This window comes from Pseudomonas hormoni (assembly GCF_018502625.1).
Classification (GTDB): Bacteria; Pseudomonadota; Gammaproteobacteria; order Pseudomonadales; family Pseudomonadaceae; genus Aquipseudomonas; species Aquipseudomonas hormoni.
In genome coordinates, this window is sequence record NZ_CP075566.1 from 4262560 (window position 1) to 4287556 (window position 24997).

Sequence of the window (24997 nt, forward strand, 5' to 3'; positions counted from 1 at the left end):
GTCGATCACACATGTGTGAGCACCTAAAACCTGTAGGAGCGAGGCTTGCCCGCGAACCGCGCAAAGTGCGGCCATTCACCGATCAGGCAATGTCCCGCAACTCCCGCCGCAGAATCTTGCCCACCGGCGTCATCGGCAACGACTCACGCAGCACAATGTGCTTGGGCACTTTGTACGCCGTGAAGTTTTCCTTGCAGTAGGCCTTCAGCTCTTCAAGGCTGACCCCCGACTCACGCGCCACAACAAACAGCTTCACCGCCTCGCCCGAACGTTCGTCCGGCACGCCGATGACTGCGCAGTTGGCGACTTTCGGGTGAGCCATCACCACGTCTTCGATCTCGTTCGGGTACACGTTGAAACCCGAGACGATGATCATGTCTTTCTTGCGATCGACGATGCGCACAAAACCGTCCGGGTCGATCACCGCGATGTCGCCGGACTTGAACCAGCCTTCGGCATCCAGCACTTCGGCGGTGGCTTCGGGTTTCTGCCAATAGCCCTTCATGATCTGCGGGCCCTTGATGCACAACTCGCCGCGCTCGCCCATCGGCTGCTCGATGCCTTCATCGTTGATGACTTTCAGCGCGGTGCCCGGCACCGGCAGGCCGACCGTGCCGATTCGCGATTTGTTGCCGTAGGGGTTGGTGCACGCCACCGGCGAGGTTTCGGTCAGGCCGTAGCCTTCGGTGATGCGGCAACCGGTCAGTTGCTCCCAGCGCTCGGCGGTGGCCTTGACCAGCGCAGTGCCGCCGGAGTTGGTCAGTTTGAGGCTGGAGAAATCCAGGGTCTTGAAATCCGGATGGTCCATCAACGCAACGAACAGCGTGTTAAGCCCGAGCAGTGCCGAGAACCGCCAGTTCTTCAGTTCCTTGATGAAACCGCCAATGTCCCGTGGATTGGTGATCAGCACGTTGTGATTGCCGGTCACCATCATGCACATGCAATTCGCGGTGAAGGCATAGATGTGATACAGCGGCAGCGGCGCGATCATCACCTCCTGGCCTTCGCGCAGCAGGGGCTGGCCATCGTTGCCGAACTGCCCCAGGCACGCTCGCGCCTGCTGCATGTTCGCCACCAGGTTGCCGTGGGTCAGCATCGCGCCCTTGGCCAGGCCGGTGGTGCCGCCGGTGTATTGCAGCACGGCGATATCGTTGAGACCGGCGTTCAGCGGCTTGATGCCCAGACCCCGGCCCAGGCGCAACGCGCTCTTGAAGGAAACGGCTTGCGGCAAGGAATAGTCCGGGACCATTTTCTTGACCTTGCGCACCAGGGTGTTGACCAGCCAGCCCTTGGCGGTGGGCATCATGTCGCCCATCTTTGCTTCGATCAAGTACTGCAGGTCGGTGTCGGGCAGCACTTCCTGGACCTTCTGCCCGAACATGTTCAGGTAGACCAGCGCCCGGGCACCAGAATCCTTGAACTGATGACGCATCTCCCGCGCGGTGTACAGCGGGTTGGTGTTGACCACGATCAGCCCGGCGCGCAACGCACCAAACACGGCAATCGGGTATTGCAGGACGTTGGGCATCTGCACCGCGATGCGATCCCCCGGCACCAGGTCGGTGTGGGCTTGCAGGTAACCGGCGAACGCGGCGCTGTAGCGTTCCAGTTCGGCGTAGGTCAGGGTCACGCCCATGTTGCTGAAGGCCGGGCGGTCCGCAAATTTTTTGCAGGAGCGCTCGAACACCTCGATCACCGACTTGTAAGCCCCTCGATCGATGTCCAGGGGTACGCCGGCCGGGCGTTTGTCATTCCAGAAATCAGGTTGCATTGTTCTTGTCCTCTTTACCTGAACCTATCCGGGGCCACTCTCTGCGCTGTCTGAAAAACAGAAAGCAAAAAGCGGAGCTTCACGGACACTAGCAGCTATGACGAAACAGGCAAATATGCCAACGTCCGTCATTGATCGTGTGAATCTTGGTGCCGTGGCGTGGCCTGATCAGACGCCCGGCGATGGATGCGCTATACAATGCACCGAGCCCATGCAAAGGAATCGCCATGATCCACGACACCTTCTGGCTGACCGCGAGTGACCGCAGCCGCCTCTTCGTCAACCAGTGGCTGCCCGCCGCGCCGTTGAAAGCGGTGATTCTGGTGGCCCACGGCATGGCCGAGCACAGTGATCGCTATGCCCGTCTGGCCGAAAAATGCTGTGAACAGGGCTACGGCGTCTACGCACCTGACTTGCGTGGACATGGCAAAACTGCCGAAAACGGGACACTCGGTCATTTCGCCGATGACGATGGCTGGTGCAAGGTGGTTGGTGATCTGGCCAGCCTCAATCAGCACATCGGTCAGCAACATCCCGGCGTGCCGATCGTGCTGCTCGGCCACAGCATGGGCAGTTACATCGCTCAGGCCTATCTGCTGCATCACAGCGCCAGCCTGTATGGCGCAGTGCTCAGTGGTTCGAATTTTCAACCCGTGGCGCTTTATCGCGCAGCCCGGCAAATCGCCCGGCTCGAACGCTTGCGCCAGGGGCCGAAGGGGCGCAGCGCGCTGATCGAATGGCTGTCGTTCGGCTCGTTCAACAAGAAGTTCAAACCGGTGCGCACCTCGTTCGACTGGCTCAGCCGCGACCCGGCCGAAGTCGACAAGTACGCCAACGACCCGCTCTGCGGCTTTCGCTGCACCAATCAGTTCTGGATCGATTTGCTTGGCGGCTTGCAGCAAATCAGCAAAGCGTCCAATCTCGCCCAGATCGATCCGGGCCTGCCGCTGCTGGTGATTGGCGGCGAATGTGATCCGGTGAGTGAAGGCAAGCGTCTGAAAGATCTGGCCGATGCACTACGTGCCGCTGGCAGCCAGAGCCTGCAACTGACGATTTACCCGCAGGCGCGGCACGAACTGTTCAACGAGAGCAATCGCGATGAAGTGACGGCCGATGTGCTGAGCTGGATCGCGCAAGCCCTGAGCCACCGCCGCCCACCCCGATCCGAATAGTTTTTTGTGGTTTTTTTATTTGTCACAGGAATTGAAACCGATGACCCAGGTTACCAACACCCCTTACGAAGCCCTTGAAGTCGGGCAGACCGCCAGCTACAGCAAGACGGTCGAAGAGCGCGACATTCAACTGTTCGCCGCGATGTCCGGTGACCACAACCCGGTGCACCTGGACGCTGAATTCGCCGCTGGCACCATGTTCAAGGAACGTATCGCTCACGGCATGTTCAGCGGTGCACTGATCAGCGCAGCCGTTGCCTGCGAGTTGCCTGGGCCGGGCACCATTTATATCGGTCAGCAGATGAGCTTTCAAAAGCCGGTGAAAATTGGCGACACGCTGACCGTGCGTCTGGAGATACTGGAGAAGCTGCCGAAGTTTCGTGTGCGCATCGCCACGCGCGTGTTCAACCAGCGTGATGAGTTGGTGGTGGATGGCGAGGCGGAGATTCTGGCGCCGCGCAAGCAGCAGACCGTGACGTTGCCTAAGCTGCCGGCGATCAGTATCGGCTGAAGCGCCGCTCCCCTGTGGCGAGGGAGCTTGCTCCCGCTGGGGTGCGCAGAGCCCCCAAAATCCGACACCGCGGTTAATCTGAATAACCGCGGTGGCAGGGTTTACGACTGCTTCGCAGCCGAGCGGGAGCAAGCCCCCTCGCCACAGGGACTTCTACCGCTCCTGCACCTGCACACTCGCCGTCATCCCCGAACTCAAATTGATCCCCTCGGGCACCTCGTCCAGTTTGATCCGCACCGGAATCCGCTGCGCCAGTCTCACCCAGTTGAATGTCGGCTCCACCTCCGCCAGCAACTGCCCATCCGGCGTGGTGTTGCGATCGGTAATCCCGCGGCTGACACTTTCCACATGCCCTTGCAGCGCCTCGCCCGCACTCATCAACCAAACCTTCACCGGATCGCCGACGCGAATCCGCGGCAGTTTGGTTTCTTCGAAATACGCCTGCACATAAAACGTCGAATCATCGATCAGCGCCATCACCGCTTGCCCGGCATTCACGTAATTGCCTTGGGCCAGACGCAAGTTAGTGATGTGGCCGCTGCGTGGCGCATGAACCTGGCTTCGGGCGAGGTTGAGTTCAGCTACCTTGGCTTCGGCCTGGGCTTCGCGCAGTTCACCACGGGCGATGCCGGCGTTGATTTGCGCGTTCTCACGCAGCTCGGCACTGATCGCCTGCGGGCCGAGGGCCGCGCGGCGACTGGCTTCGCGCTCACGCAGATTGAGTTGCTGCTGACGGGTTTGCACCACCGCTTGCGCCTTCTCCAGCGCGGCTTCGAACCGGTCGCGGTCAATGCTCAGCAACAGGTCGCCGGCCTTCACCGGCTGGTTATCGAACGCCTTGAGTTCACGCACCCAGCCCGACACATCCGGGGCGATCACCACCACATCGGCGCGAATCCGCGCATCCCGCGTCCACGGCGTGAGCATGTAGTACTGCCACAAATGGAAACCGGCAAAAATCGCCATCGCCACCAGGCACAGGGTGACCGCGACACGTACGGATGTACGCATGTTCAACTCCTTATAAAGGTCCGAGGACGACGGTGATCAGGGTCAATACACAGACGTACAAGGCGCAATCGAATAACGCTTCGTGCCAGATCCAGCGACCGGCCGGGGTCAGGCGCAACAGCAGGCGCAAGGCCCCGGTGACGAGCAGCGCCAACAGCACATAAATCAGAAACGGACTGAGCAGCACGCCGCCCACCGACCATTCACGCAAGCCCATGGCTTTGCTCCTGTTGACGGCACCACGCGCGCCAGCTGTTCTGCAATTGCAGCACGGCGCCCTGGGCCAGTTTCACGGCATCGCTGGGCGGCAACGCGTACAAGGTGTTCAAGAATTCTTCGCTGGGCTGTTCCAGGGCGTCGGCACAACCACCGCTCGGGCCTTGTTCGAGGACTTTTTCCAGCGCCTCAAGATAGCGACGCTGCGGCGCACTGACCAGCACCTGCGCCACCGCCAGGCTCAAGCGCAAATGCAGCAGTTCATCGCCGATGTCCAGACCGAGCAAACCGTCATCCCAGCGACTGCGCGCCGGCTCCGGCAGCTCCGGATAGTACCGCGCCAGTTGCAACAAACGGTCGGCCATGCGCCCGCCGAACCAGCTTTCAGCGCCAGGTAAATTGCGCCGGGTCAAACGCACGAGATCGTCGAGGGTCGCTGCCAGCAGACGTCGCCCGTGCCAGGCCGGGTTGCGCAGGATTAGCAAGTGAAACGCCAACACCGCAGCACCGACGCCGACCACCATGGCCTGAGCGCTGTTGAAGAACGTCGCGACGTCGAACTTCATCGCATTGAGCGGCGAGACCAGCACAATGAAGTGCAGGCAGAACGAAGTGGCCGTGGCGCCGATCTGCGGCTTGGCCATGCCCAGCGCGCCCAGAAACAGCGGCACGCCCATGCCCATGCAGAGCAACTCGAAACCGCTCCATTGCGGCAGCAGAATCTGCCCGACGATAAACGCCGCCGGGATCGCCAGAAAAATCCCGCGCATGAAACTCATGCCGATCTGAGCGCCATTCTCACGACTGGCGAACAGGCTGCACACCACGCAGGTCAGCACCAATGCGCCTGAGGCGGCGGGCCAGGCCGTTGCCAGCCAGAAACACGACACCACCAGAAACGCCAGGGCACTGCGCGCCCCGAACACCAGCGCCAATGAGAGGTCGCGGTGCGGCGTCAGGGTGCGCGGAGGATCAACCGTTTCCTTGCCCTCCTCCACCGCATTCAATGCCGCGTTCGCCGCCATCGCGGTATCCATCAGCAACGTGAAACGGACCAGGCAGTAACTCTGCGCGGAACTGATCTGTGGATCATGGGACGCGTCGAGCAAGCGCGGTCGCAAGGCTTGCAGCGTCGCGGTATCCGGGCTGGCGAGCGCTTCCTGAACCTCGGTCATCCACGGCCTCAACCGTTCGGCTTCCTGCGGTTCCAACTGCTTCCATTGACGGCGCACCGAACGGGCGATGCGCAGCAGCATCAACAGTTTCTGGCTCAGTCCGCTGATGGCCCGCGCACGTTGCCGGCCGAGTCCGCCTTCGAACCAGGCGTGCTCGCGCTGGGCATCCACCGCGACGATTCGGCCGAGGATTTCCAGCAGGCCCTTGCGCGCCTGACTGTCGCCGGACAATGTTGCGCGTGCGGCATTCATACCGCTCTGCCACGCGGCTCGCGCCTGATCCGCCAGTTGCCGTTCAACCCGCATTGGCCACAGCAACGCACTGGCGGCGGTGGCGCAGAGAATGCCCAGACAGATTTCCGTGCAGCGCGCCACGGCTTGATCGAACACCGTCAGCGGGTGGGAAATGGCCGGCAACGCGATGATTGCGACCGTGTAACCGGCCAGCACAAACGAATAGGACCAGGCACTGCGCAGCAAGGTCGAACTCGCCGTGCACAGCCCGAGCCACAGCGCCAATGCCAGAAGAAACAACCACGGCGTCTGTGCGAACAGACTCATGAACACCACCGACATGATCGTTCCGATCAGCGTCCCCAACAGCCGCGCCAAACCCTTTTGCACCACCATCCCGGACAACGGCTGAGCGACGATGAACGCCGTCATCAACGCCCAGGCCGGCTGCTCCAGTCCCCAGCGCAATGCCAACCACAGCGCGAGGCCGCCGCCGAGCAGGGTCTTGATCGCGAACTGCAGGGCACGGCGGTCGGGCGCAAACAAAGCCTGCAAAGTGATAGGCACGTAAAGCTCTCTTCAAAGGACGATTTAACGATAGCCGGGTTCGTCGAAGTGAATTGAAATCAAATTATTAGCTGGCTATCTATCCCCCGTCCAGCGCTAAAACCCGGGCACAAAAAAACGCCAGACTGGCTGGCGTTTTTGACAGGCTTTGCGCGCTTACGAGCGTGCGCGAGCTTGGTTACGCAGGGCTTTTACCTGATCGTGATTGCGTTGCACGCCGTGGTACTGACGCTCAACCAGGTCACGAATGCCCACCAGGTTGTGCTTGTTGATTTTTTCCATGGCTTCTTTGTAAGCCTTCAACGCATGGTCTTCACCGCGTTCGGCTTCATTCAGCACGGCTTCTTCATCCTTGCCGGTGAACATGGCTTTCACGTCGACCCAGCGACGGTGCAGATCACCGCTGACGCTGGTGGAAGTTTCCGGATCGCCACCCATCGAGCGCACCGCCGTTTGCAGTTCCGAGGCCGCAGTAGCGCAGTCGGCGGAACGGGCGATGAACAGCGTTTTCAGTTCTGGATGCTTGATGTCTTCAGCGCAAGTCTTGAACCCTTCCTGACCGTCTTTGCTGGTTTCAATCAGGTCGTTGAGTACAGAGATCGCTTCTTTATTCATGTCGGTCATTTTCAATTCCTCACGGGTTGATGAAAGATGCAATAGCTGTTGCACCCCGCATGCCAGCTTTGAATTGATAACTTATTTGTTATATTTCAATGACTTGGTTTTATCTAGAAAATCTGTATCCGCGTTATTTGCATGATCTGTCAATTGGCCTGCATGCAGAATGCCTGTATTTTCCAGACTGACTGAATCAAGACGACTGATTGATGAACCCTGAAAAGCTCGAACTGCTGATTACCCGTGAAATGCCCTTCGGCAAATACAAAGGCCGCATCATTGCCGACCTGCCCGGCCAATACCTGAACTGGTTCGCCCGAGAAGGTTTTCCCCATGGCGAACTGGGCGGCTTGCTGGCCCTGATGCAGGAGATCGATCACAACGGCCTGTCGGAGTTGCTTGAGCCGCTGCGCGCCAAACATGGCAAACCCGCCCCTCGCCACTGAGCAGTCCCCATGCCCGATAACATCCGCCGCGCCCGTGATGAAATGTTTTGGCAGACCTTTGCCGACCGCTATGCCGTCGAACCCGGCCCGATCAACCTCGAGAACGGTTACTTCGGACGCATGTCGCGCACAGTGGTCGAGGAATACCAACGCAACATCGAACTCATCAACCGCAGCAACTCGGTGCATGTGCGCCAGCGCTTCGAACAGGGCGAAAGCCTTGCGATCGCTGCACAGCTCGCGGAACTGATAGGCGTGACGGCCGATTCCGTTGCCTTCACACGCAACGCGTCGGACGCTCTGCAATCGCTGATCCGCAATTACAATCGCCTGCAACCGGGCGATCAGGTGCTGATCTGCGATCTGGAGTACGACACGGTCAAAGGCGCCATGCGCTGGCTCGCGCGTCATCGCGGTGCTGAAGTCATCGAGATCGATCACGCGTACCCCGCCAGTTTCGACAGTTTGCTGGCCACTTATCGCGATACCTTCGCGCGCTATCCAAAGCTCAAGCTGATGGCGCTGACCCACGTCACTCACCGCACCGGGCTGGTGATGCCGGTGAAGGCCATTGTCGCTGCCGCCAAAGAACACGGTATCGACGTGATCCTCGATGGCGCTCATGCACTGGGCCAGATCGAATTCAACCTCGATGACCTCGGCGTCGCGTTTGCCGGTTACAACCTGCACAAGTGGATCGGTGCGCCGCTGACCCTGGGCTTCCTGTATATCGCTCCGGACCGCCTGGCCGACATCGACCCGGACATGGGCGAGATGCATTTCCCGATCACCGACATTCGCGCACGCACGCCGTACAGCACGCCTAACATCCCGGCGTTGCTGACCCTGCCGCTGGTGTTCGAGGAATATCGGGCCATGGGCGGTTCGGCCGCCAAGGGTGCACGGCTCAATTACCTGCGTAACCGTTGGGTCAGCGCAGTGCGTGATTTGCCGGGCATCGAAGTCATGACCCCGGACGACCCTCGACTGTATTGCGGCATCACGGCGATGCGCTTTACCCGGCACGCCGATCAACAGGCAATGGCCGAACGGCTGCTCAAGGACTACAACCTGTTTACCGTGACGCGCAGCGGTGCAGCGTCTGGCCCGTGCATCCGCATCACACCGGGGCTGACCAGCACTGCGGCGCAGATGGATAGGCTGAGCAACGCATTGAACGAGTTGCGCTGACGTCACACGGTGTACTTGTCGAAGTCCTCCGGTTTGATCTGCGATGACGCCGCGAACGTGTCGATGCCGATGGTCATTTGACCGAAAAATCCGTCTTCTTTCGAGTCTCGACTGAGGGTGTGAACGGTCAGGGTCGAGGCTTCGCCGCCCATGGTTTCATAGAGAACGTCCTGATCGTTGGTCAGTGGCGCGACCGTTCGGCCGCCGTATTGCCGGGTGTTGAGCACCGAGCGCGAGGCCACTTCGGGGAAGTACAGCTGGCCAACCCAGGCGACATGCCGCTCTTCGAGATAGTTGTTGCCAGCGGTGACTCGGACTGCGACGTGGATGTGCAGCGCGCGTCCTGCATAGAAACCCGGATAGATCGTGGTAAAGCGCACGATGCCTTTCTGATCCGCGAACTGCCCGCCGCGCAGGTAGGTATCGTCGTCGGTACGCGGGATCGCGCCGATATCGCCGTCGTCAACTTCCTTGTCCGGGTCGATCCTGCTCCAGCCCGAATACGAACCGCGCGCATTGCAATGCCAGATATCGACGATGGCGCCGGTGACCGGCTGACCGGTCATCGCATCGACGATCGTCAGTTTCAGCACCAGGGGAATACCGTCGAGGCCTTCGCTGATGTTTCGTCTGATCAGTTTCGGGTTTCGAAAATACGGGCCGGCGATCTGTTCGGGTGACAGCAGGCAAGCCGGTTGTGCAGATGTAACCGAGGTGTTGTCGTCCATGACGTTCTCTCTTCCATAAGATGAACGCAGGTTAACGCCGGACGAGCGGCGAGATGCGGTAACTATGTATCGCGCGATGTCCTGTCTCTAATGACGGCCAGAGACGCAGCAATCGATGGGTGATCTGTGGCAAGGGAGCTTGCTCCCGCTGGGCCACGAAGTGGCCCTAAAAAATGGGACTGCTGCGCAGTCCAGCGGGAGCAAGCTCCCTCGCCACAGGTTCAGTGTCAGTCTTGACTGACTGTTACAGTTTTTTGCAGGCAAAAAAAAACGGTGCACCGACCAAGCGCACCGTTAAAGCCGTAGAACACACAACGAAGTGTCAGGTAAAAGCAGATCAGTCCAGCAGCGCCAAGGCCTCGGCAGTGCATTCCTGAATGCGGGCCCAGTCGCCGTTCTTGATCCACTCCGGATCAAGCATCCAGCTACCGCCCACGCACATCACGTTTTTCAACGCCATGTAGCTTTTGATGTTGGCCGGGCTGACGCCGCCGGTCGGGCAGAATTTCACTTCGCCGAACGGACCGCCCAAGGCTTTGATTGCCGCGACGCCGCCACTGACTTCCGCCGGGAACAGCTTGAAGCGGCGATAGCCCAGACCGTAGCCTTCCATGATGCCCGAGGCGTTGCTGATGCCCGGCAACAGCGGAATCGGACTGTCGACGCTGGCTTCGAGCAGATCACGGGTAATGCCCGGCGTGACAATGAACTGCGAACCCGCCGCCTCAGCAGCGGCCAGCATGTGGCGATCGAGCACGGTGCCGGCACCGGTCACAAGCTCCGGACGCTGCTCGCGCAGGATCTGGATGGCCTTGAGGCCGAACTGTGAACGCAGGGTCACTTCCAGGGCTGTCAGGCCACCGGCCGCGAGGGCGTCGGCCAGCGGCAGCACGTCCTGTTCGCGAGCGATGGTGATCACCGGCAGAATCCGCGCCTTGGCGCAGAGGCTATCGATCAGGGCAACTTTGTCCGCCATGGAAACGATCGGGGATGGGGTTGTCATAGCGGCTGTTCCTTGGCTCATGGGCACCAGTAAATCTCTAACGTAGGTTGCAGAAACGCGCGAATCGGCATGGCGGCGACATCGTCACCGGCCAATGCGGCACTCAGGGTGGTCAGCTTGGACTGACCGGAAATCGATAGAACGGTGTGTTTGGCCGAGGCCAGCAGCGCGCGACTCATGGTCAGGCGCTGATGCGGCACGGTCGGCGCCAACATTGGGTAGCAACGACGTTTGCCGTCGGATTTCAAGGCGTCGGCCAGGTTCGGGCTGTTCGGGAACAACGACGCGGTGTGGCCGTCGTCGCCCATGCCCAGTACCAGCACGTCGATAGCCGGCAATTCGGCGAGCAAACGGTCGGCTTGCTCGGCCGCTTGTTCAAGGTTGGCGCTGGCGCTATAGAGGCTCAGAAATTGAGCCTTGGCCGCCAGACCTTGCAACAGGTAACGCTTGAGCAGACCGGCGTTGCTGTCGGCGTGTTCCACCGGCACCCAACGCTCATCAGCCAGGGTCACGACGACCTTGGACCAGTCGAGTTTCTGCTTGGCCAGGTTCTGAAAAAACACCACCGGGCTGCGCCCGCCTGACACCACCAGCGTCGCGGTCCCGCGAGCGTCGATGGCGTCACTCAGTTGCTTGGCGACTTGCAGCGCCAGACCATCGGCCAGCAACACCGGGCTCTTGAACTCATGGGCGCTGACGCCCTGAGGCAGTTTCAAATTAGATATCGCCATACCACGACCTCCCGTCCCGCGTGATCAGAGCAATGGAGCTCATCGGTCCCCAGGACCCGGCCGCGTACGGCTTGGGCGCATCGCCGGATTTTTTCCACCCGGCGATCAACTGGTCACACCACTTCCACGCGGCTTCGATTTCATCTTTACGGACAAACAGGTTCTGATTGCCGCGCATCACTTCCAGCAACAACCGCTCGTAGGCATCGGGAATCCGAGCGCTGCGCCAGGTGTCGGAAAAATTCAGCTGCAACGGACCGCTGCGCAGCTGCATGCCCTTGTCCAGGCCTTGTTCTTTGGTCATCACACGCAAGGAAATGCCTTCGTCCGGTTGCAGGCGGATAATCAGCTTGTTGCTGATTTGCAGGCGCTGCTCGGGGGCGAAGATGTAGTGCGACGGTTCCTTGAAGTGGATGACGATCTGCGACAGTTTCTGCGGCATGCGCTTGCCGGTGCGCAGGTAAAACGGCACGCCGGCCCAACGCCAGTTGCGGATGTCGGCACGCAGGGCGACGAAGGTTTCGGTGTCGCTCTGGGTGTTGGAATTCGGTTCTTCCAGGTAGCCCGGCACCGGTTTGCCTTCGCTGTAACCGGCGATGTATTGGCCGCGCACCACTTGGGTGGTCAGGCCTTCCGGACTGATTGGCGCCAGCGCCTTGAGCACTTTGACTTTCTCGTCGCGAATGCTGTCGGCGGACAGGTCGGCCGGCGGGTCCATGGCGATCAGGCAGAGCAGCTGCAGCAGGTGATTCTGGATCATGTCCCGCAGCTGACCGGCCTTGTCGAAGTAGCCCCAGCGACCTTCGATCCCGACCTTCTCGGCCACGGTGATTTCCACGTGGGAAATGTAATTCTGGTTCCACTGGGTTTCGAACAGGCTGTTGGCAAAACGCAGGGCGATGAGGTTTTGAACGGTCTCTTTGCCCAGGTAGTGGTCGATGCGGTAGGTGCGGTTCTCCGGGAAGAACTGCGCCACGGCGTCGTTGACCTTGCGCGAGGATTCGAGGTCCGAACCGATCGGCTTTTCCAGTACCACGCGGGTGTTTTCAGCCAGGCCGACTTTCGCCAGGTTCTCGCAGATCGCACCATAAACGGCGGCTGGCGTGGCGAAGTAGGCGATCACTCGCTGGGCGCTGCCGGCCAATTCGGCCAGGGCCACATAGTCCTCGGATTTGAGGAAATCGACGTGCAGATAGCTCAGTCGGGCCAGAAAGCGTTCGACCACCGCTTCGTCCAGCTCTTTGGCGCCGACGTAGCGGCGCAGCTCGGAAGCGATGAACGCCAGGTGCTCCTGCTCGTTGCCGGGCTCACGGGCCAGCGCGATGATGCGCGTCTCCTCGTGCAGCAGGCCTGCGCCATCGAGTTGATAGAGGGCAGGAAACAGCTTGCGCAGGGCCAGATCGCCCAGGGCGCCGAACAAGGCAAAGGTGCACGGTTCAACCGTAATCGAAGGCATGATGTTTGTTCTTTTATCAAGTTAAGCTACAAATACCTTTTTTCAAGGCATCGCTCAAGAGAAAATGTAGTAATAACCACAACATTTTCGCAAAATACAGATTCCGAGTGGTGGTCGGTCGGAGCCATCAGTAGGATAGGCCACCGCTTGGGGCCGCATCAAAGGCCCAATTTGCATAGCAACACCCTTATTTGCATTGCAGAGCACTCTTGTAGGCGAACCTAGGAAACCATATGGACCGCGTGCGAAATTTACTGGAACAGATCCAGAATCGCCTTGAAGACCTGAACAAGGCGGAACGCAAAGTCGCCGAAGTGATCCTGCTCAACCCACAGCAGGCCACCCGGTTCAGCATCGCCGCCCTCGCCCAGGCCTCCAAGGTCAGCGAACCGACAGTGAACCGTTTCTGCCGTTCGTTCGGCGTCAGCGGCTACCCGGAACTCAAACTTCAGCTGGCCCAGAGCCTGGCCAGTGGCGCGGCGTATGTCAGCCGTGCGGTCGAGGCTGACGACAATCCGGAAGCCTATACCAAGAAGATTTTCGGCAGCGCCATCGCGTCATTGGACAGTGCCTTGCAGGCCCTGGACCCGAGCCTGATCAGCCGCGCTGTCGACCTGTTGATTCAGGCCCGGCAGATCCACTTCTTCGGCCTCGGCGCATCAGCCCCGGTGGCACTGGATGCGCAGCACAAATTCTTCCGCTTCAACCTCGCCGTCACCGCCCATGCCGATGTGCTGATGCAACGGATGATTGCTTCGGTGGCCCACACCGGCGAGTTGTTCGTGATCATTTCCTACACCGGCCGCACCCGCGAGCTGGTGGAAGTGGCGCGTATCGCCCGGGAAAACGGTGCGTCGGTGCTTGGGCTGACAGCCGAAGGCTCGCCGCTGGCCAAGGCCAGTACCTTGAGCCTGAACATTCCGCTGCCGGAAGACACCGACATCTACATGCCGATGACTTCGCGGATCATTCAGTTGACCGTGCTGGATGTGCTGGCGACTGGCATGACGTTGCGTCGTGGTGTGGATTTCCAGCCGCATTTGCGCAAGATCAAAGAGAGTCTGAATGCGAGCCGGTATCCGGTTGGGGATGAGTTCAACTGAGGCCAGTACCTCCATCGACTGTCATGACCTCATCGCGAGCAGGCTCGCTCCCACAGGAGAATGCATTCCAAATGTGGGAGCGAGCCTGCTCGCGATGAGGTCGGGCGCAACACTGAAGATCTTGGCCTAAACCCCCACCCGCGCCTGCAAACTCAAATGCGCCTTCTGCCCCGGCGCCAGGCTCAGGCTATCGGTCCCGCCGCTCGCCGCTTCCACACAGACAAATTCGGATATCTCGTTCCAACTGACGCCCAATAGCGGCCGCGTCCCCGGATGCCAGACCACCGTGTCCGCATCATCCCCGGTATCGATACACAATTCCCGCTGCCAGGCGTGATCCTTGAGCTGCAATTCGCCGTCATGCTGGAACACCCGCTGACAGCCACCCTCGACACGCAACTCGCCTTGCTGCTGGCAAGCCTGGCGGTTCAACTGGTCATAACCTTGCGCACCGTCGAGCCCAGACAGCGCTACCTCGCCGACGTCACCGATACGCCAATAGGCATGCAAGGCCTGACTCAATTGGCACGGCAGGCTGTCTTGATGCTCGGTGCTCAAGCGCAATTCCATGCGTTCGCCAAGGTGGGCATGCAGGTCCACTTGCCAGTCACACAACTGCAGTTGCCAGTGCAGGTGCACGCCCTCTTCGTCATGGCTGCTGTCGAGCAGTTTCCAGTCCAGCAACCGCGCCCAGCCATGGGATGGCCACGCGTTTTCGCTCGGATGCCGGCCATACCACGGCCAACACACCGGCACGCCGCCGCGAATCGCGCCAACATGCGGCCACTTCGCCGCGCACCAAAGCCAGGGTTTCTGCCCTTTGGGCTGGAAGTGCAGCAATTGCGCGCCCTGCCGACTGAACACCGCCTGACACAGAGGATGATCGATCACCAGCACGTCGCGCATCTGATAGCGCTCCCACGCGAACACTGGACGTTCGCGCAAGGATTTGAAGAAGCGTTGTAGCGGATGCTCATGCATGTGCCACGGTCCTGAAAATCATGGGTGTACTCATACGCCTTACTAGCAAACTTACTGTGGCGAGGGAGCTTGCTCCCGCTCGACTGCGAAGCAGTCGTAAACCCGGTGAACGCGGTTTACCTGAAATACTGTAGTGGTTGGGTTTGGGGCCGCTACGCAGCCCAGCGGGAGCAAGCTCCCTCGCCACAATTGCGCCAGACATGACATTCCTTGTAAGCCCCCCAAAAAAAAGCGGACAGCCTGGGCTGTCCGCAAAAATGCGCACATAGAGAGGAGCTTATCGCAACAGCGTTAGAACACCGACTGAATTTTCAGGCCGGCGACCAGTGCGTTGTCGACTTCATCCACACCGCCCGGGTGAGTGATGTATTGCAGGTTGGGACGCACGGTCAGCCAGTTGGTAACGTGGAAGCCGTAGTTGATCTCGTAGTTGTATTCAGTGTCACGCAGTGGCGCAAACCGCGGATCTTCGTACTGGGTGACACCATTGTCGGCGTTGACCAGCTCGGCGTTTTTCTTCACGTCATCGTTGACATGGATACGGGCGAAACCGATACCGACGTCATCTTTCGGACGCGCATCGAACGGGCCCTTGTACACAAACATCAGCGACTGATAGTTGTCGACGATGTTGGTGTCCTTGTCGTGGAACGTGGCGTTGGCCGAAACGGTCAGACCGCGGCTCTTGTCACCGTTGTGGTCGGTCAGTTGTTGCTGCGCCACGAACCAGTAGCCGGACTTGCTGCTGTGACTGCGGTAAGCGTTGCCGCTGGTTGCCGCATCATTGCCGTTGTCGTCTTCACGAACGTCATCGGCGCTGGCCGTACTTTTGTAGTAACCAACACGGTATTCGCCCGGCAGGTTGTTAGGGTTCGGCAACCAGACCAGTTCGACCGGCAACACGGTGCCCTTGGTACCACTGCCGCTGAGCTTGAAGCCGTTGCCGTGCTCCAGTTGCGACGGGTTCTGGTTGTAGGCACCGATCTGCGCGTAGAACTCAGGCGAGATGTTGTACTTCACGCGGATCGCGGCCTGACTGACCGGCCAGTTGTACCAGATATTGGTCGCCCAGTTACCCACCTGGGAACCGCAGAACGCCAGGTTCTGGAACTCGCAAGGGAAGGTGTTGAAATCTTCGCCTTCGCCGAAGTAACCGGCCTTGACGTCCAGTTTGCCGTCGAGGAACTGGTGCTTGATCCACAATTGGGTCAAACGGACCATGTGGCCACGGCCGTAGACTTCCTGGGAAGAACTCAAGGTACCGGCACGCGGGTCGCCAACACGGTCATTGGAGATGTTCTCACCGTTACGGTTGGTCAGCTGGATCTTCGCCTGGGTGTTATCCCAGCCCCACAGCTTTTGCAGGTCCAGCGCCACACCCAGGCCAAACTGGTCGGAGTAACGCGCTGTCTTGTCGTTGTTGAAGCCGCCGTGGAGGTTGCCGCCCACTTCACCGACGTAGTCCATCTTGATGTCAATACCCTGCTCGATCAGCCGGGTCCGCTCGCCACCCCAATCACCGGTCATCCATTCGGAGTCGGCGCTGAACGCGTCAGCCGCGTGCACACTGCCGGCCAGCATCATTGCCGCAATCGCCGACAACTGGCAGATAAGCTGAGCGCTGTTGTTCTTCTTCATCCCTACATCCTCGTTTTATTGTTATTAACTGTTTTTATTTAACGCGGTTACATCAGTTGCGAAGAGCGACAGGCCGCTCACCGCATATCCCCCTGTGGGAGCGGGCTTTTGTGGGAGCTGGCCTGCCGGCGATGCAAACGACTCGGTTTAACGTCGAACCGATTTGATGCTTTCGCTGGCAGGCCAGCTCCCACACAACCCCATTCCCACATTTAATCTTCAGCGGCCTTTGAATTGGGTCACGTTGGCGCTGTGCACTTCGGTTTTTGGCAGACCGGCCACCCCCAGGCGCTCCCCGGTCTTGGCATCGAACAACAACACTTTCGATGGATCGAATTGCAGCGTCAGGGTCTCGCCCACGGCCGGCGCAACGTCCGGCGCCAGGCGGCAGCAGACTTTGGTGTCATTGAGATTGACGAATACCAGCGTGTCGGGACCGGTCGGCTCGGTGACCTGGACTTCGGCGCGAATGGTCGGCAAACCGTTCGGCTCGCTGCCCGCCAGCACGATCTGTTCCGGCCGCATGCCCAGGATCACTTCGCGGTCTTCCAAACCCGCATCCTGCATGCCCAACGGCAATTCGCAGCGCGCCTGACCGCTGTCGAGCAGCGCCACCAGACGACCGTCCTTACGCTGCAAACGCAGGGGAATGAAGTTCATCGGCGGCGAACCGATGAAGCTCGCCACGAACAGGTTGGCCGGATTGTTGTAGATGTCTTTCGGCGTGCCGAACTGCTGAATGATTCCGTCCTTCATCACCGCCACCTTGTCGCCCAGCGTCATCGCTTCGATCTGGTCGTGGGTCACGTAGACCGTGGTGGTTTTCAGGCGCTGGTGCATCAGCTTCATTTCGGTACGCATCTCGACGCGCAGCTTGGCGTCGAGGTTGGACAGCGGTTCGTCGAACAGATAAATCTTCGGCCGCCGCGCCAGGGCGCGGCCCATCGCCACACGCTGTTGCTGACCACCGGAGAGCTGACCGGGTTTGCGGCTGAGCAAGTGTTCGATCTGCAACAGCTTGGCGACGCGGGCGACTTCTTCGTCGATTTCGGCGGCCGGCATTTTGCGAATCTTCAGGCCGAACGCGATGTTGTCGCGCACGCTCATGGTCGGGTACAGCGCGTAGGACTGGAACACCATGGCGATGTCGCGATCTTTCGGGCTCATGCCGCTGATGTCGGCGTCATCCACCAGGATCGCGCCGCCGCTGATGTTTTCCAGACCCGCGATGCAGTTCATCAGCGTGGATTTACCGCAGCCCGACGGACCGACCAGGATCAGGAACTCACCGTCATCGATCTTCAGTTCGATGTTTTTCAGGGTGTCCGGCAAACCGGCGCCGTAGGTCTTGTTGACATTGCGTAATTCGAGAGTTGCCATGTTTCTACCCCTTGACCGCGCCGGACGTCAGCCCACGCAGGAAATACTTGCCAGCGAATATGTAGACCAGCAGTGTCGGCAGCCCGGCGATCATCGCGGCGGCCATATCAACGTTGTATTCCTTGGCCCCGGTGCTGGTGTTGACCAGGTTGTTCAGGGCCACGGTAATTGGCTGGGCATCGCCACTGGCGAAGACCACGCCGAACAGGAAGTCATTCCAGATCTGGGTGAACTGCCAGATCAGGCAGACCATCACGATCGGGATCGACATCGGCAGCAGGATCTTCCAGAAAATCGTGAAGAAGCCCGCACCATCCAGGCGTGCAGCCTTGACCAGCGCATCTGGAATGCTCACGTAGTAGTTGCGGAAGAACAGCGTGGTGAAGGCCAGGCCGTAGACCACGTGCACCAGCACCAGACCGGTGGTGGTGTTGGCCAGGCCGAACTTGCCGAGGGTGAACGAGGCCGGCAGCAGCACGGTCTGGAACGGCAGGAAGCAGCCGAACAGCAGCAGGCCGAAGAACAGTTGCGAACCGCGGAAGCGCCACATCGACAGCACGTAGCCGTTCATGGCACCGATGAAGGTCGAGATCAAAACCGCCGGCACAGTGATTTTCACCGAGTTCCAGAAGTAGCCGCCAACGACGTCCCAGGCTTTGATCCAGCCGATGCCGTCAATCACTTGCGGCCAGCTCAGCAGGTTGCCGGTGCGGATGTCTTCCGGGGATTTGAAACTGGTCAGCAGCATCACCACCAACGGGATCAGGTAGATCGCGGCGGCCAGCAACAGCGTTGCGTAAATCGCGATGCGGCTGAAGCTGATGCCCGGTTTGCCAAGTTGATTACTCATGGCGCTTGCCTCGCAATTCGGAGTACAGGTACGGCACCAGAATCGCCAGGATCGCGCCGAGCATCATCATGGCGCTGGCCGAACCAATGCCCATCTGGCCACGGCTGAAGGTGAAGGAATACATGAACATCGCCGGCAGGTCGGACGAGTAGCCGGGACCGCCAGCCGTCATCGCCGCCACCAGGTCGAAACTCTTGATCGCAATGTGCGCGAGGATCATGAAGGCGCTGAAAAACACCGGGCGCAGGCTCGGCAGAACGATCTTCAGGTAGATGGTCGGCAGGCTTGCACCGTCGACTTGCGCCGCACGGATGATCGATTGATCGACACCGCGCAGGCCGGCCAGGAACATCGCCATCACAAACCCTGAGGCCTGCCACACGGCGGCGATCACCAGGCAGTAAACCACGCGATCCTGATCCACCAGCCAGTCGAGACGGAAGCCTTCCCAGCCCCAGTCACGCAGCATTTTGTCCAGGCCCAGGCCTGGGTTGAGCAGCCATTTCCATGCGGTACCGGTGACGATCATCGAGAGCGCCATCGGGTACAGGTAAACGGTGCGGATAAAACCTTCCTTGCGAATGCGCTGGTCCAGCAGCACCGCGAGGAACACGCCCAGGACAAGGCTGATGCCGATGAACATACCGCCGAACACCGCGAGGTTCTTGCTCGCGACCCACCAACGATCGTTGTCCATCAGGCGGATGTATTGCTGCAGGCCGACCCATTTGTAGCTCGGCATGAAGCTGGAATTGGTAAAGGACAGTACGAATGTCCAGATGATGTAACCGTAGAAACCAACCAACACGATGAGCATGCTTGGCGCGAGTACCAACTTGGGTAACCAGCGTTGCAGCGCATCGAACGGTGAGGCTTTGCTGAAAACCGCCACAGAGCTCATCGGGATAATCCATTGGAGAAGTGAGTATCTGTAGGAGCGAGGCTTGCCCGCGAAGGCGGCGTAACTGTCGACAAATATGTTGAATGTCAGACTGCTTTCGCGGGCAAGCCTCGCTCCTACAAGGGGAACAGTCCCAGAAAATTGCCGCAGGCGAGCCCGCGGCGCCTGGGATTACTGGGCAGCTTTCACAGCCGATGCCAGTTGGGCGCTGGCCTTGGCCGGGTCAGCGTCCTTGTCGTTCATGAAGTTGGTGACCACGTCGAAGATCGCGCCCTGCACGGCCAGGGAAGTGGCCATGTTGTGCGCCATGCTCGGTTGCAGGCCGCCGGTCTTCTCGTCCGCCAGGAAGTCCTTGGCCGCTGCTTGAGCGCAGGAGTCGAAGCCCAAAGCGCTCATGTCGTTGAGCATGTCGGTGCGCACCGGGATCGAGCCTTTGTTTATGCTGAAGACCTTCTGGAAGTCTTTACCCAGAGCGACCTTGGCCAGGTCCTGCTGAGCGGCGATGTCGCCCTTGCGATCAGCTTTCAACTTGAACACGGCCATCGAGTCGATGTTGTAGGTGAAGGCTTTTTCGGTGCCTGGGAACGGCACGCACTGGTAATCCTTGCCGGCGACTTTCTTGGCCGCGGTCCATTCGCTCTTCGCCCAGTCACCCATCATCTGCATGCCGGCCTTGCCGTTGATGACGTCGGCGGCAGCGATGTTCCAGTCACGACCGGCGCGGTTCGGGTCCATGTAGCCGGTGAGTTTTTTCAGCTCGGTGAACGACTTGGTCATCTCAGGCCCGGAGAGGGTTTTCTGATCCAGGTCTACCAGTGCTTTCTTGTAACCGTCGGCCCCCATGACCGAGAGCACCACGTCTTCAAACACGGTGCTGTCCTGCCAAGGCTGACCACCGTGGGCGAGCGCGATGAAGCCGGCGGCCTTGAGCTTGTCGCCGGCGGCGTAGAATTCTTCGAGGGTGGTCGGGGCTTTGTCGATGCCCGCTTTCTTGAACACTTCCGGGTTGATCCACAGCCAGTTCACGCGGTGAATGTTCACCGGAACAGCAACGTAGTCACCTTCGTATTTGACGGTGTCGGAGACTTTCTTCGACAGCAGGTCATCCCACTTTTCCGACTTGGCGACGTCTTTCAGGGTGTCGGTGCTGAGCAGGCCAGTGCTGCCCCACTCCTGGATGTCCGGCCCCTTGATCTGGGCAACGCCCGGCGGGTTACCGGCGACTGCGCGGCTTTTCAGTACGGTCATGGCCGTGGAACCGCCACCCCCGGCGACTGCGCCGTCCTTCCAGGTGAAGCCGTCTTTTTCGACTTGGGCCTTGAGGACATCGACCGCTGCTTTTTCACCACCCGACGTCCACCAGTGAACGACTTCCACTGAACCTTTGGAATCGGCGGCAAGGGTACTGAGGGGGAATGCACTGAGGGGAAGCAGCGACGCGAGAGAAATGACAGTAGCGAGGCGAGAAATCGCGTTCATCTAGAAGTACCTTTCTTGTTGTTATGCATGCAAGTCTGGTGCTTGCGCTGCATAGGATTTTAAACAGGAGTCATCCCCTCGCAGGTAACGAAGGGACGCGTGAATGTCACCGCATGGTTACATAGAACCGCTCTGGGACAACCTTGCCAAGGCACTGGCCATGCTCGGCGCCAGCGGCAGGCGCGGAATCAGTACGGCTTGCCAGGCGTGGTAAAGATCGGGTTTGCCGGCCCAGATATCGGCACTCGGGCGGTTCAGCGGATCGAGCTCGTGATACCAACCGCCATCGCAGCGGTCGATGAAATGACTGTCACAAAACTCCCAGAACCGTCGGTACCAGGTTTCGTAGTGCGCCTCGCCCGTGCGTTTGAGCAACGCGCTGGCGGCGGCGCTGGCTTCGCAATGGGTCCAGTGCAGGCGATGGCGAACCACTGCGCGGTTGTCCCAGTCGAGGGTGTAGACAATCCCGGGCAGCCCGTCGACATCCCAACCGTGGCGGCAGTTGTGCTCGAAGAGTTTTTGCGCGTCGGTGGCAAGCCAGCCCGGCGTCAGCATTCCGGCCTGCACCCGCGCCGCTTCGAGGTGCAGCAATAGCCGCGCCCACTCGAAACCGTGGCCCGGCGTGGTGCCGTAAGGCCGAAAACCGTCGGCCGGGTTGTCGTGGTTGTACTCGCGCAGCGGCTGCCAGTCGCGGTCGAAATGCTCGACCACCAGGTACTCGTTGGCAGCGGCGTGACCGTGGATCACGCGCTCGACGATCCGTTGCGCGCGGCACAACCAGCGGTTGTCTTCAGTGACATCGGCCAGCGCGAGGAAGGCTTCGGTGGCGTGCATGTTGCTGTTGGCGCCGCGATAGCCTTCTTCTTCACTCCAGTCGCGGTTGAAGGATTCGCGCATCGCGCCCTCCTCCTCGCTCCAGAAATGCGTGTCGATGATGTTGATCGCGTCATCGAGCAAGGCTTGCGCGCCGGGACGTTGCGCGACCACCGCAGAGCTGGCGGCGAGGGCGACGAACGCGTGCAGGTAGGCCGCTTTGCCGGTGTTGCCGTCGCGGTGTTCGGGGGCGGCGAACCAGCCGCCGTGTTCGGCATCCTTCAATGGGCCGCTGAGGGCCTGGACGCCGTGATCCACCAACTCGGCGAAACCTGGCAGGCCCTGGATGTGCGCCATGGCGAAGCTGTGGGTCATGCGTGCGGTGTTCATGGTTTCGGCGTGGGCGTTGGCCGGGAGCCGGCCCTTTTCATCAAGATTGCCGAAGCCTTCGGGGAGCTTCGAAGCCTTGGCAAACGCCAGCAGACGCAGGCCTTCGGCGGCGAGCCATTGCTGATGGGCAGGTGCGTTCAGCCAACTGCTGAAGGCGGGTTGGAAGGTGTCCATGGGGTGCCTTTTTTGTTGTTATGACTGCAGGCAGTCTAAACAACGGGCGCGGGCGGGCTTGTAACGAAGGGGGCGAGTTATGTCACCGAGTTGTGACATTCACAGATTTTGTGCTGAGTGATTATTTGTGGCGAGGGAGCTTGCTCCCGCTGGGGTGCGAAGCGCCCCCCCAGAGGGACTGCTGCGCAGTCCAGCGGGAGCAAGCTCCCTCGCCACAAGGTCGGTGTCAATCAGCCGAACGAGGCAACTGCAAGGTCACCCGTAACCCACCTTCACGCAAATTCTGCAGGCTGACTTCCCCGCCATGGCTATGGGCAATGTTGCGGGCAATGCCCAACCCCAACCCATAACCCTGCTGCTGCCCGGCCAGGCGAAAGTGCGGCTCGAACACCTGCTCCAGCCGCTGCTCCGGCACACCCGGCCCTTCATCATCGACATGCAGGACAAACGCGTTCTCGTCATCATCGATATGCAGGTGCGCGTTCTGCCCGTACTTCAGGGCATTGTCGATCAGGTTGCCGATACAGCGCTTGAGCGCCAGCGGTTTGCCGGGATACGCCGCCAGCGCCCGACCCTGCTGGGTCACGCGACCATTGCCGTTGGGCGCCAGATACGGCTCCACCAGGCAATCGAGCACATGGTTAAGATCCACCGGCTCGATATTTTCGTGGATGTCGGTGTCTTTCACGCATTGCAACGCACCTTTGACCAGCAGCTCCAACTCATCCAGATCGCGGCCGAACTTGGCTTGCAGTTTTTCGTCTTCGAGCAATTCGACCCGTAGTCGCAAGCGGGTAATCGGTGTGCGTAAATCGTGGGAAATCGCGCTGAACAACTGACTCCGCTCGGTCAGATATCGGCTGATGCGTTCGCGCATGGCATTGAAGGCGCGGCCCACTTCAACCACTTCACTGCCACCGCCCTCCGCCACCGGCTCCACTTCGGCACCGAGGGACATGTCCCGCGCCGCCCGCGCCAGGCGCTTGAGCGGCCGGCTCTGCCAGTGCACCAGCAGGCCGATGAACAACAACAAAAAGCCGCTGGTGAGGACGATGAACCAGACTTGCTGCGCCGGCAGGCCTTGCTCTTCAAGGCTGGTATAGGGCTCGGGCAACAGCGAGGCGATGTACAACCACTCGCCCGGCGCCATCTGGATTTGCGTGACCAGCACCGGCGGATTCACCGGTTCCAGGGTCAACGCGTAATGCGCCCAGGAGCGCGGCAGCTCATCGAGTTTCAGGCCACCGTTGAAAATCCGCAGGTCTTCGGGACTCACGAACGTCACCGAAATATCCGTGTCCTGCCCCAGCGACTGGCGCAGCACTTCGTCCACCGCTTTGAGCACCGCTTCCTTGCGAGGGGTGATCGGCAGCACTTCCATGCCCAGGGGTTTGTCGTTGAGGGTCACGACAAAACGGGTGCCGCCCATGCTGCGCAACTGGTCGAGCACCAGCGGCCTGAACGCGACCGGTAACGAGCGAAAGTAACTGACACTGGCGGTCATCGAATGCGCGAGGCTGCGGGCGCTGGTGACCAGGCCTTCAAGCTGTGTGGCGCGCAGTTGCGAGACCCAGATCACGCTCGACAGCGCCTGGGCGAACAGCACCGCCAGCAGGGTCAGCAACAACATCCGCCCGAGCAACGAACGTGGCACGGGCACCTTTGCCGCGAGCTTGCGGAAAAACTCAGTGACCATTGCTGGCAACCACATTGGCTGCCAGTTGGTAGCCACTGCCGCGCACGGTGCGGATCAGCCGTGGCGGTTTTTCGGTATCGCGCAGACGTTGGCGCAAACGGCTGACCGCCATGTCGACGATGCGATCCAGCGGCATCAGATCGCGGCCACGGGTGGCGTTGCCGATGGTGTCACGGTCGAGGATTTCCTGCGGGTGATCGAGGAACAGTTTCAGCAGGGCAAAATCGGCGCCGGAGAGAAGCACTTCTTCGCCGTCGATGTGGAACAGCCTATGGCTGACCATGTCCAGCCGCCAGTCATCGAAGGCCAGTACTTCACTGCCGGAACGTTCCTGACCGAACTGCGCGCGGCGCAACAAGGCTTTGATCCGCGCCTGCAATTCACGGGGACTGAAGGGTTTGCCGAGGTAGTCGTCGGCGCCCAGCTCCAGACCGATGACCCGGTCGGCTTCGTCGGAGCTGGCGGTGAGCATGATGATCGGCACCTGCGCCTGACGTGGGTGCTGGCGAATCCAGCGGCAGAGGCTGAAGCCGTCTTCGTCGGGCAGCATCACGTCGAGGATCACCAGATCGCTCGGCGCGTCGTTCATGGCCTGGCGGAAACCGGCGCCGTCGGGCGTGGTACGCACCTGAAAACCCGCGCGGGTCAGGTAGGTGTCCAGCAACTCGCGTATCTCTTGATCGTCATCGACCAACAAAATCGACTTGTTGACTGAGCTCACGGGGCGGCGTCCTTGTTGTTTGAATTGGGCGGATTATGCCT

Annotated in this window: 23 protein-coding genes; 5 read left to right on the top strand and 18 right to left on the bottom strand. The window is 60.2% G+C overall.

Annotation, left to right across the window (positions count from 1 at the left end; genetic code table 11):
• Positions 1-82: 82 nt before the first annotated feature.
• Positions 83-1771, bottom strand: a complete 1689-nt coding sequence (gene fadD2, locus KJF94_RS19885) for a long-chain-fatty-acid--CoA ligase FadD2 (protein ID WP_214378121.1) — start codon at positions 1769-1771, stop codon at positions 83-85.
• Positions 1772-1998: 227 nt separating this feature from the next.
• Here fadD2 and KJF94_RS19890 point away from each other — a divergent pair, with 227 nt between their 5' ends.
• Together KJF94_RS19890 and KJF94_RS19895 are read left to right on the top strand one after the other, a co-directional pair.
• Complete coding sequence (locus KJF94_RS19890) at positions 1999-2943, top strand: alpha/beta hydrolase (protein WP_214378123.1); 945 nt, start codon at positions 1999-2001, stop codon at positions 2941-2943.
• A 40-nt stretch (positions 2944-2983) separates the two neighbouring features.
• Positions 2984-3454: a MaoC family dehydratase gene (locus tag KJF94_RS19895; protein WP_046049496.1), complete on the top strand. Its 471-nt coding sequence runs from the start codon at positions 2984-2986 to the stop codon at positions 3452-3454.
• A gap of 153 nt (positions 3455-3607) precedes the next feature.
• Here the strand turns inward: KJF94_RS19895 and KJF94_RS19900 are convergent, their stop codons facing one another.
• From KJF94_RS19900 to KJF94_RS19915, 4 genes are all read right to left on the bottom strand, one after another.
• Complete coding sequence (locus KJF94_RS19900) at positions 3608-4465, bottom strand: efflux RND transporter periplasmic adaptor subunit (RefSeq protein ID WP_214378125.1); 858 nt, start codon at positions 4463-4465, stop codon at positions 3608-3610.
• A gap of 10 nt (positions 4466-4475) precedes the next feature.
• Positions 4476-4682 (bottom strand): DUF1656 domain-containing protein, encoded by a 207-nt coding sequence (locus KJF94_RS19905; RefSeq protein ID WP_017340419.1) that lies wholly within the window; start codon positions 4680-4682, stop codon positions 4476-4478.
• The gene (locus tag KJF94_RS19910; protein ID WP_214378127.1) at positions 4669-6657 is read right to left on the bottom strand and encodes an FUSC family protein; all 1989 of its coding nucleotides are present in this window, start codon (positions 6655-6657) and stop codon (positions 4669-4671) included. The genes KJF94_RS19905 and KJF94_RS19910 overlap by 14 nt, the downstream gene beginning before the upstream one ends.
• A gap of 156 nt (positions 6658-6813) precedes the next feature.
• Entirely contained in the window at positions 6814-7281 is a 468-nt protein-coding gene (locus KJF94_RS19915; protein WP_214378129.1) for a ferritin-like domain-containing protein, read from the bottom strand.
• A 203-nt stretch (positions 7282-7484) separates the two neighbouring features.
• Here KJF94_RS19915 and KJF94_RS19920 point away from each other — a divergent pair, with 203 nt between their 5' ends.
• Positions 7485-7721, top strand: coding sequence for a DUF3820 family protein (locus KJF94_RS19920; protein WP_007949456.1), 237 nt, complete (start codon positions 7485-7487; stop codon positions 7719-7721).
• Positions 7722-7730: 9 nt separating this feature from the next.
• Positions 7731-8912, top strand: a complete 1182-nt coding sequence (locus KJF94_RS19925) for an aminotransferase class V-fold PLP-dependent enzyme (protein ID WP_214378131.1) — start codon at positions 7731-7733, stop codon at positions 8910-8912.
• Positions 8913-8914: 2 nt separating this feature from the next.
• Here the strand turns inward: KJF94_RS19925 and KJF94_RS19930 are convergent, their stop codons facing one another.
• The 4 genes from KJF94_RS19930 to zwf all read right to left on the bottom strand — a co-directional run bounded on the left by KJF94_RS19930 (position 8915) and on the right by zwf (position 12830).
• Positions 8915-9640: an intradiol ring-cleavage dioxygenase gene (locus KJF94_RS19930; RefSeq protein WP_214378133.1), complete on the bottom strand. Its 726-nt coding sequence runs from the start codon at positions 9638-9640 to the stop codon at positions 8915-8917.
• A gap of 337 nt (positions 9641-9977) precedes the next feature.
• Positions 9978-10643 carry a bifunctional 4-hydroxy-2-oxoglutarate aldolase/2-dehydro-3-deoxy-phosphogluconate aldolase gene (locus KJF94_RS19935; protein WP_214378135.1) on the bottom strand — a complete coding sequence of 222 codons (666 nt, stop codon included), beginning with the start codon at positions 10641-10643 and terminating at the stop codon, positions 9978-9980.
• Between the two features lie 17 nt (positions 10644-10660).
• Positions 10661-11374, bottom strand: coding sequence for a 6-phosphogluconolactonase (gene pgl, locus KJF94_RS19940; protein ID WP_214378137.1), 714 nt, complete (start codon positions 11372-11374; stop codon positions 10661-10663).
• Positions 11361-12830 (bottom strand): glucose-6-phosphate dehydrogenase, encoded by a 1470-nt coding sequence (zwf, locus tag KJF94_RS19945; RefSeq protein ID WP_214378139.1) that lies wholly within the window; start codon positions 12828-12830, stop codon positions 11361-11363. Before zwf ends, pgl begins: the two co-directional genes overlap by 14 nt.
• Positions 12831-13072: 242 nt before the next feature.
• Here zwf and KJF94_RS19950 point away from each other — a divergent pair, with 242 nt between their 5' ends.
• Positions 13073-13933 (top strand): MurR/RpiR family transcriptional regulator, encoded by an 861-nt coding sequence (locus KJF94_RS19950; RefSeq protein ID WP_214384917.1) that lies wholly within the window; start codon positions 13073-13075, stop codon positions 13931-13933.
• Between the two features lie 126 nt (positions 13934-14059).
• Here the strand turns inward: KJF94_RS19950 and KJF94_RS19955 are convergent, their stop codons facing one another.
• The 9 genes from KJF94_RS19955 to KJF94_RS19995 all read right to left on the bottom strand — a co-directional run bounded on the left by KJF94_RS19955 (position 14060) and on the right by KJF94_RS19995 (position 24956).
• Entirely contained in the window at positions 14060-14914 is an 855-nt protein-coding gene (locus tag KJF94_RS19955; protein WP_214378141.1) for a D-hexose-6-phosphate mutarotase, read from the bottom strand.
• Positions 14915-15205: 291 nt separating this feature from the next.
• Positions 15206-16552 (bottom strand): carbohydrate porin, encoded by a 1347-nt coding sequence (locus KJF94_RS19960; RefSeq protein ID WP_214378143.1) that lies wholly within the window; start codon positions 16550-16552, stop codon positions 15206-15208.
• Between the two features lie 219 nt (positions 16553-16771).
• Entirely contained in the window at positions 16772-17932 is a 1161-nt protein-coding gene (locus tag KJF94_RS19965; RefSeq protein WP_214378145.1) for an ABC transporter ATP-binding protein, read from the bottom strand.
• Positions 17933-17936: 4 nt separating this feature from the next.
• Entirely contained in the window at positions 17937-18782 is an 846-nt protein-coding gene (locus KJF94_RS19970) for a carbohydrate ABC transporter permease (RefSeq protein ID WP_214378147.1), read from the bottom strand.
• On the bottom strand, positions 18775-19683 hold the full coding sequence (locus KJF94_RS19975) for a carbohydrate ABC transporter permease (RefSeq protein WP_007902369.1): 909 nt from the start codon (positions 19681-19683) through the stop codon (positions 18775-18777). Before KJF94_RS19975 ends, KJF94_RS19970 begins: the two co-directional genes overlap by 8 nt.
• Before the next feature lie 171 nt (positions 19684-19854).
• Positions 19855-21162 (bottom strand): ABC transporter substrate-binding protein, encoded by a 1308-nt coding sequence (locus tag KJF94_RS19980; protein ID WP_214378149.1) that lies wholly within the window; start codon positions 21160-21162, stop codon positions 19855-19857.
• A gap of 117 nt (positions 21163-21279) precedes the next feature.
• Positions 21280-22539, bottom strand: coding sequence for a D-mannose isomerase (locus KJF94_RS19985; RefSeq protein WP_214378151.1), 1260 nt, complete (start codon positions 22537-22539; stop codon positions 21280-21282).
• Between the two features lie 226 nt (positions 22540-22765).
• Positions 22766-24235, bottom strand: a complete 1470-nt coding sequence (locus KJF94_RS19990) for an ATP-binding protein (protein WP_214378153.1) — start codon at positions 24233-24235, stop codon at positions 22766-22768.
• Complete coding sequence (locus KJF94_RS19995; RefSeq protein ID WP_214378155.1) at positions 24225-24956, bottom strand: response regulator; 732 nt, start codon at positions 24954-24956, stop codon at positions 24225-24227. The genes KJF94_RS19990 and KJF94_RS19995 overlap by 11 nt, the downstream gene beginning before the upstream one ends.
• Between the last annotated feature and the right edge of the window lie 41 nt (positions 24957-24997).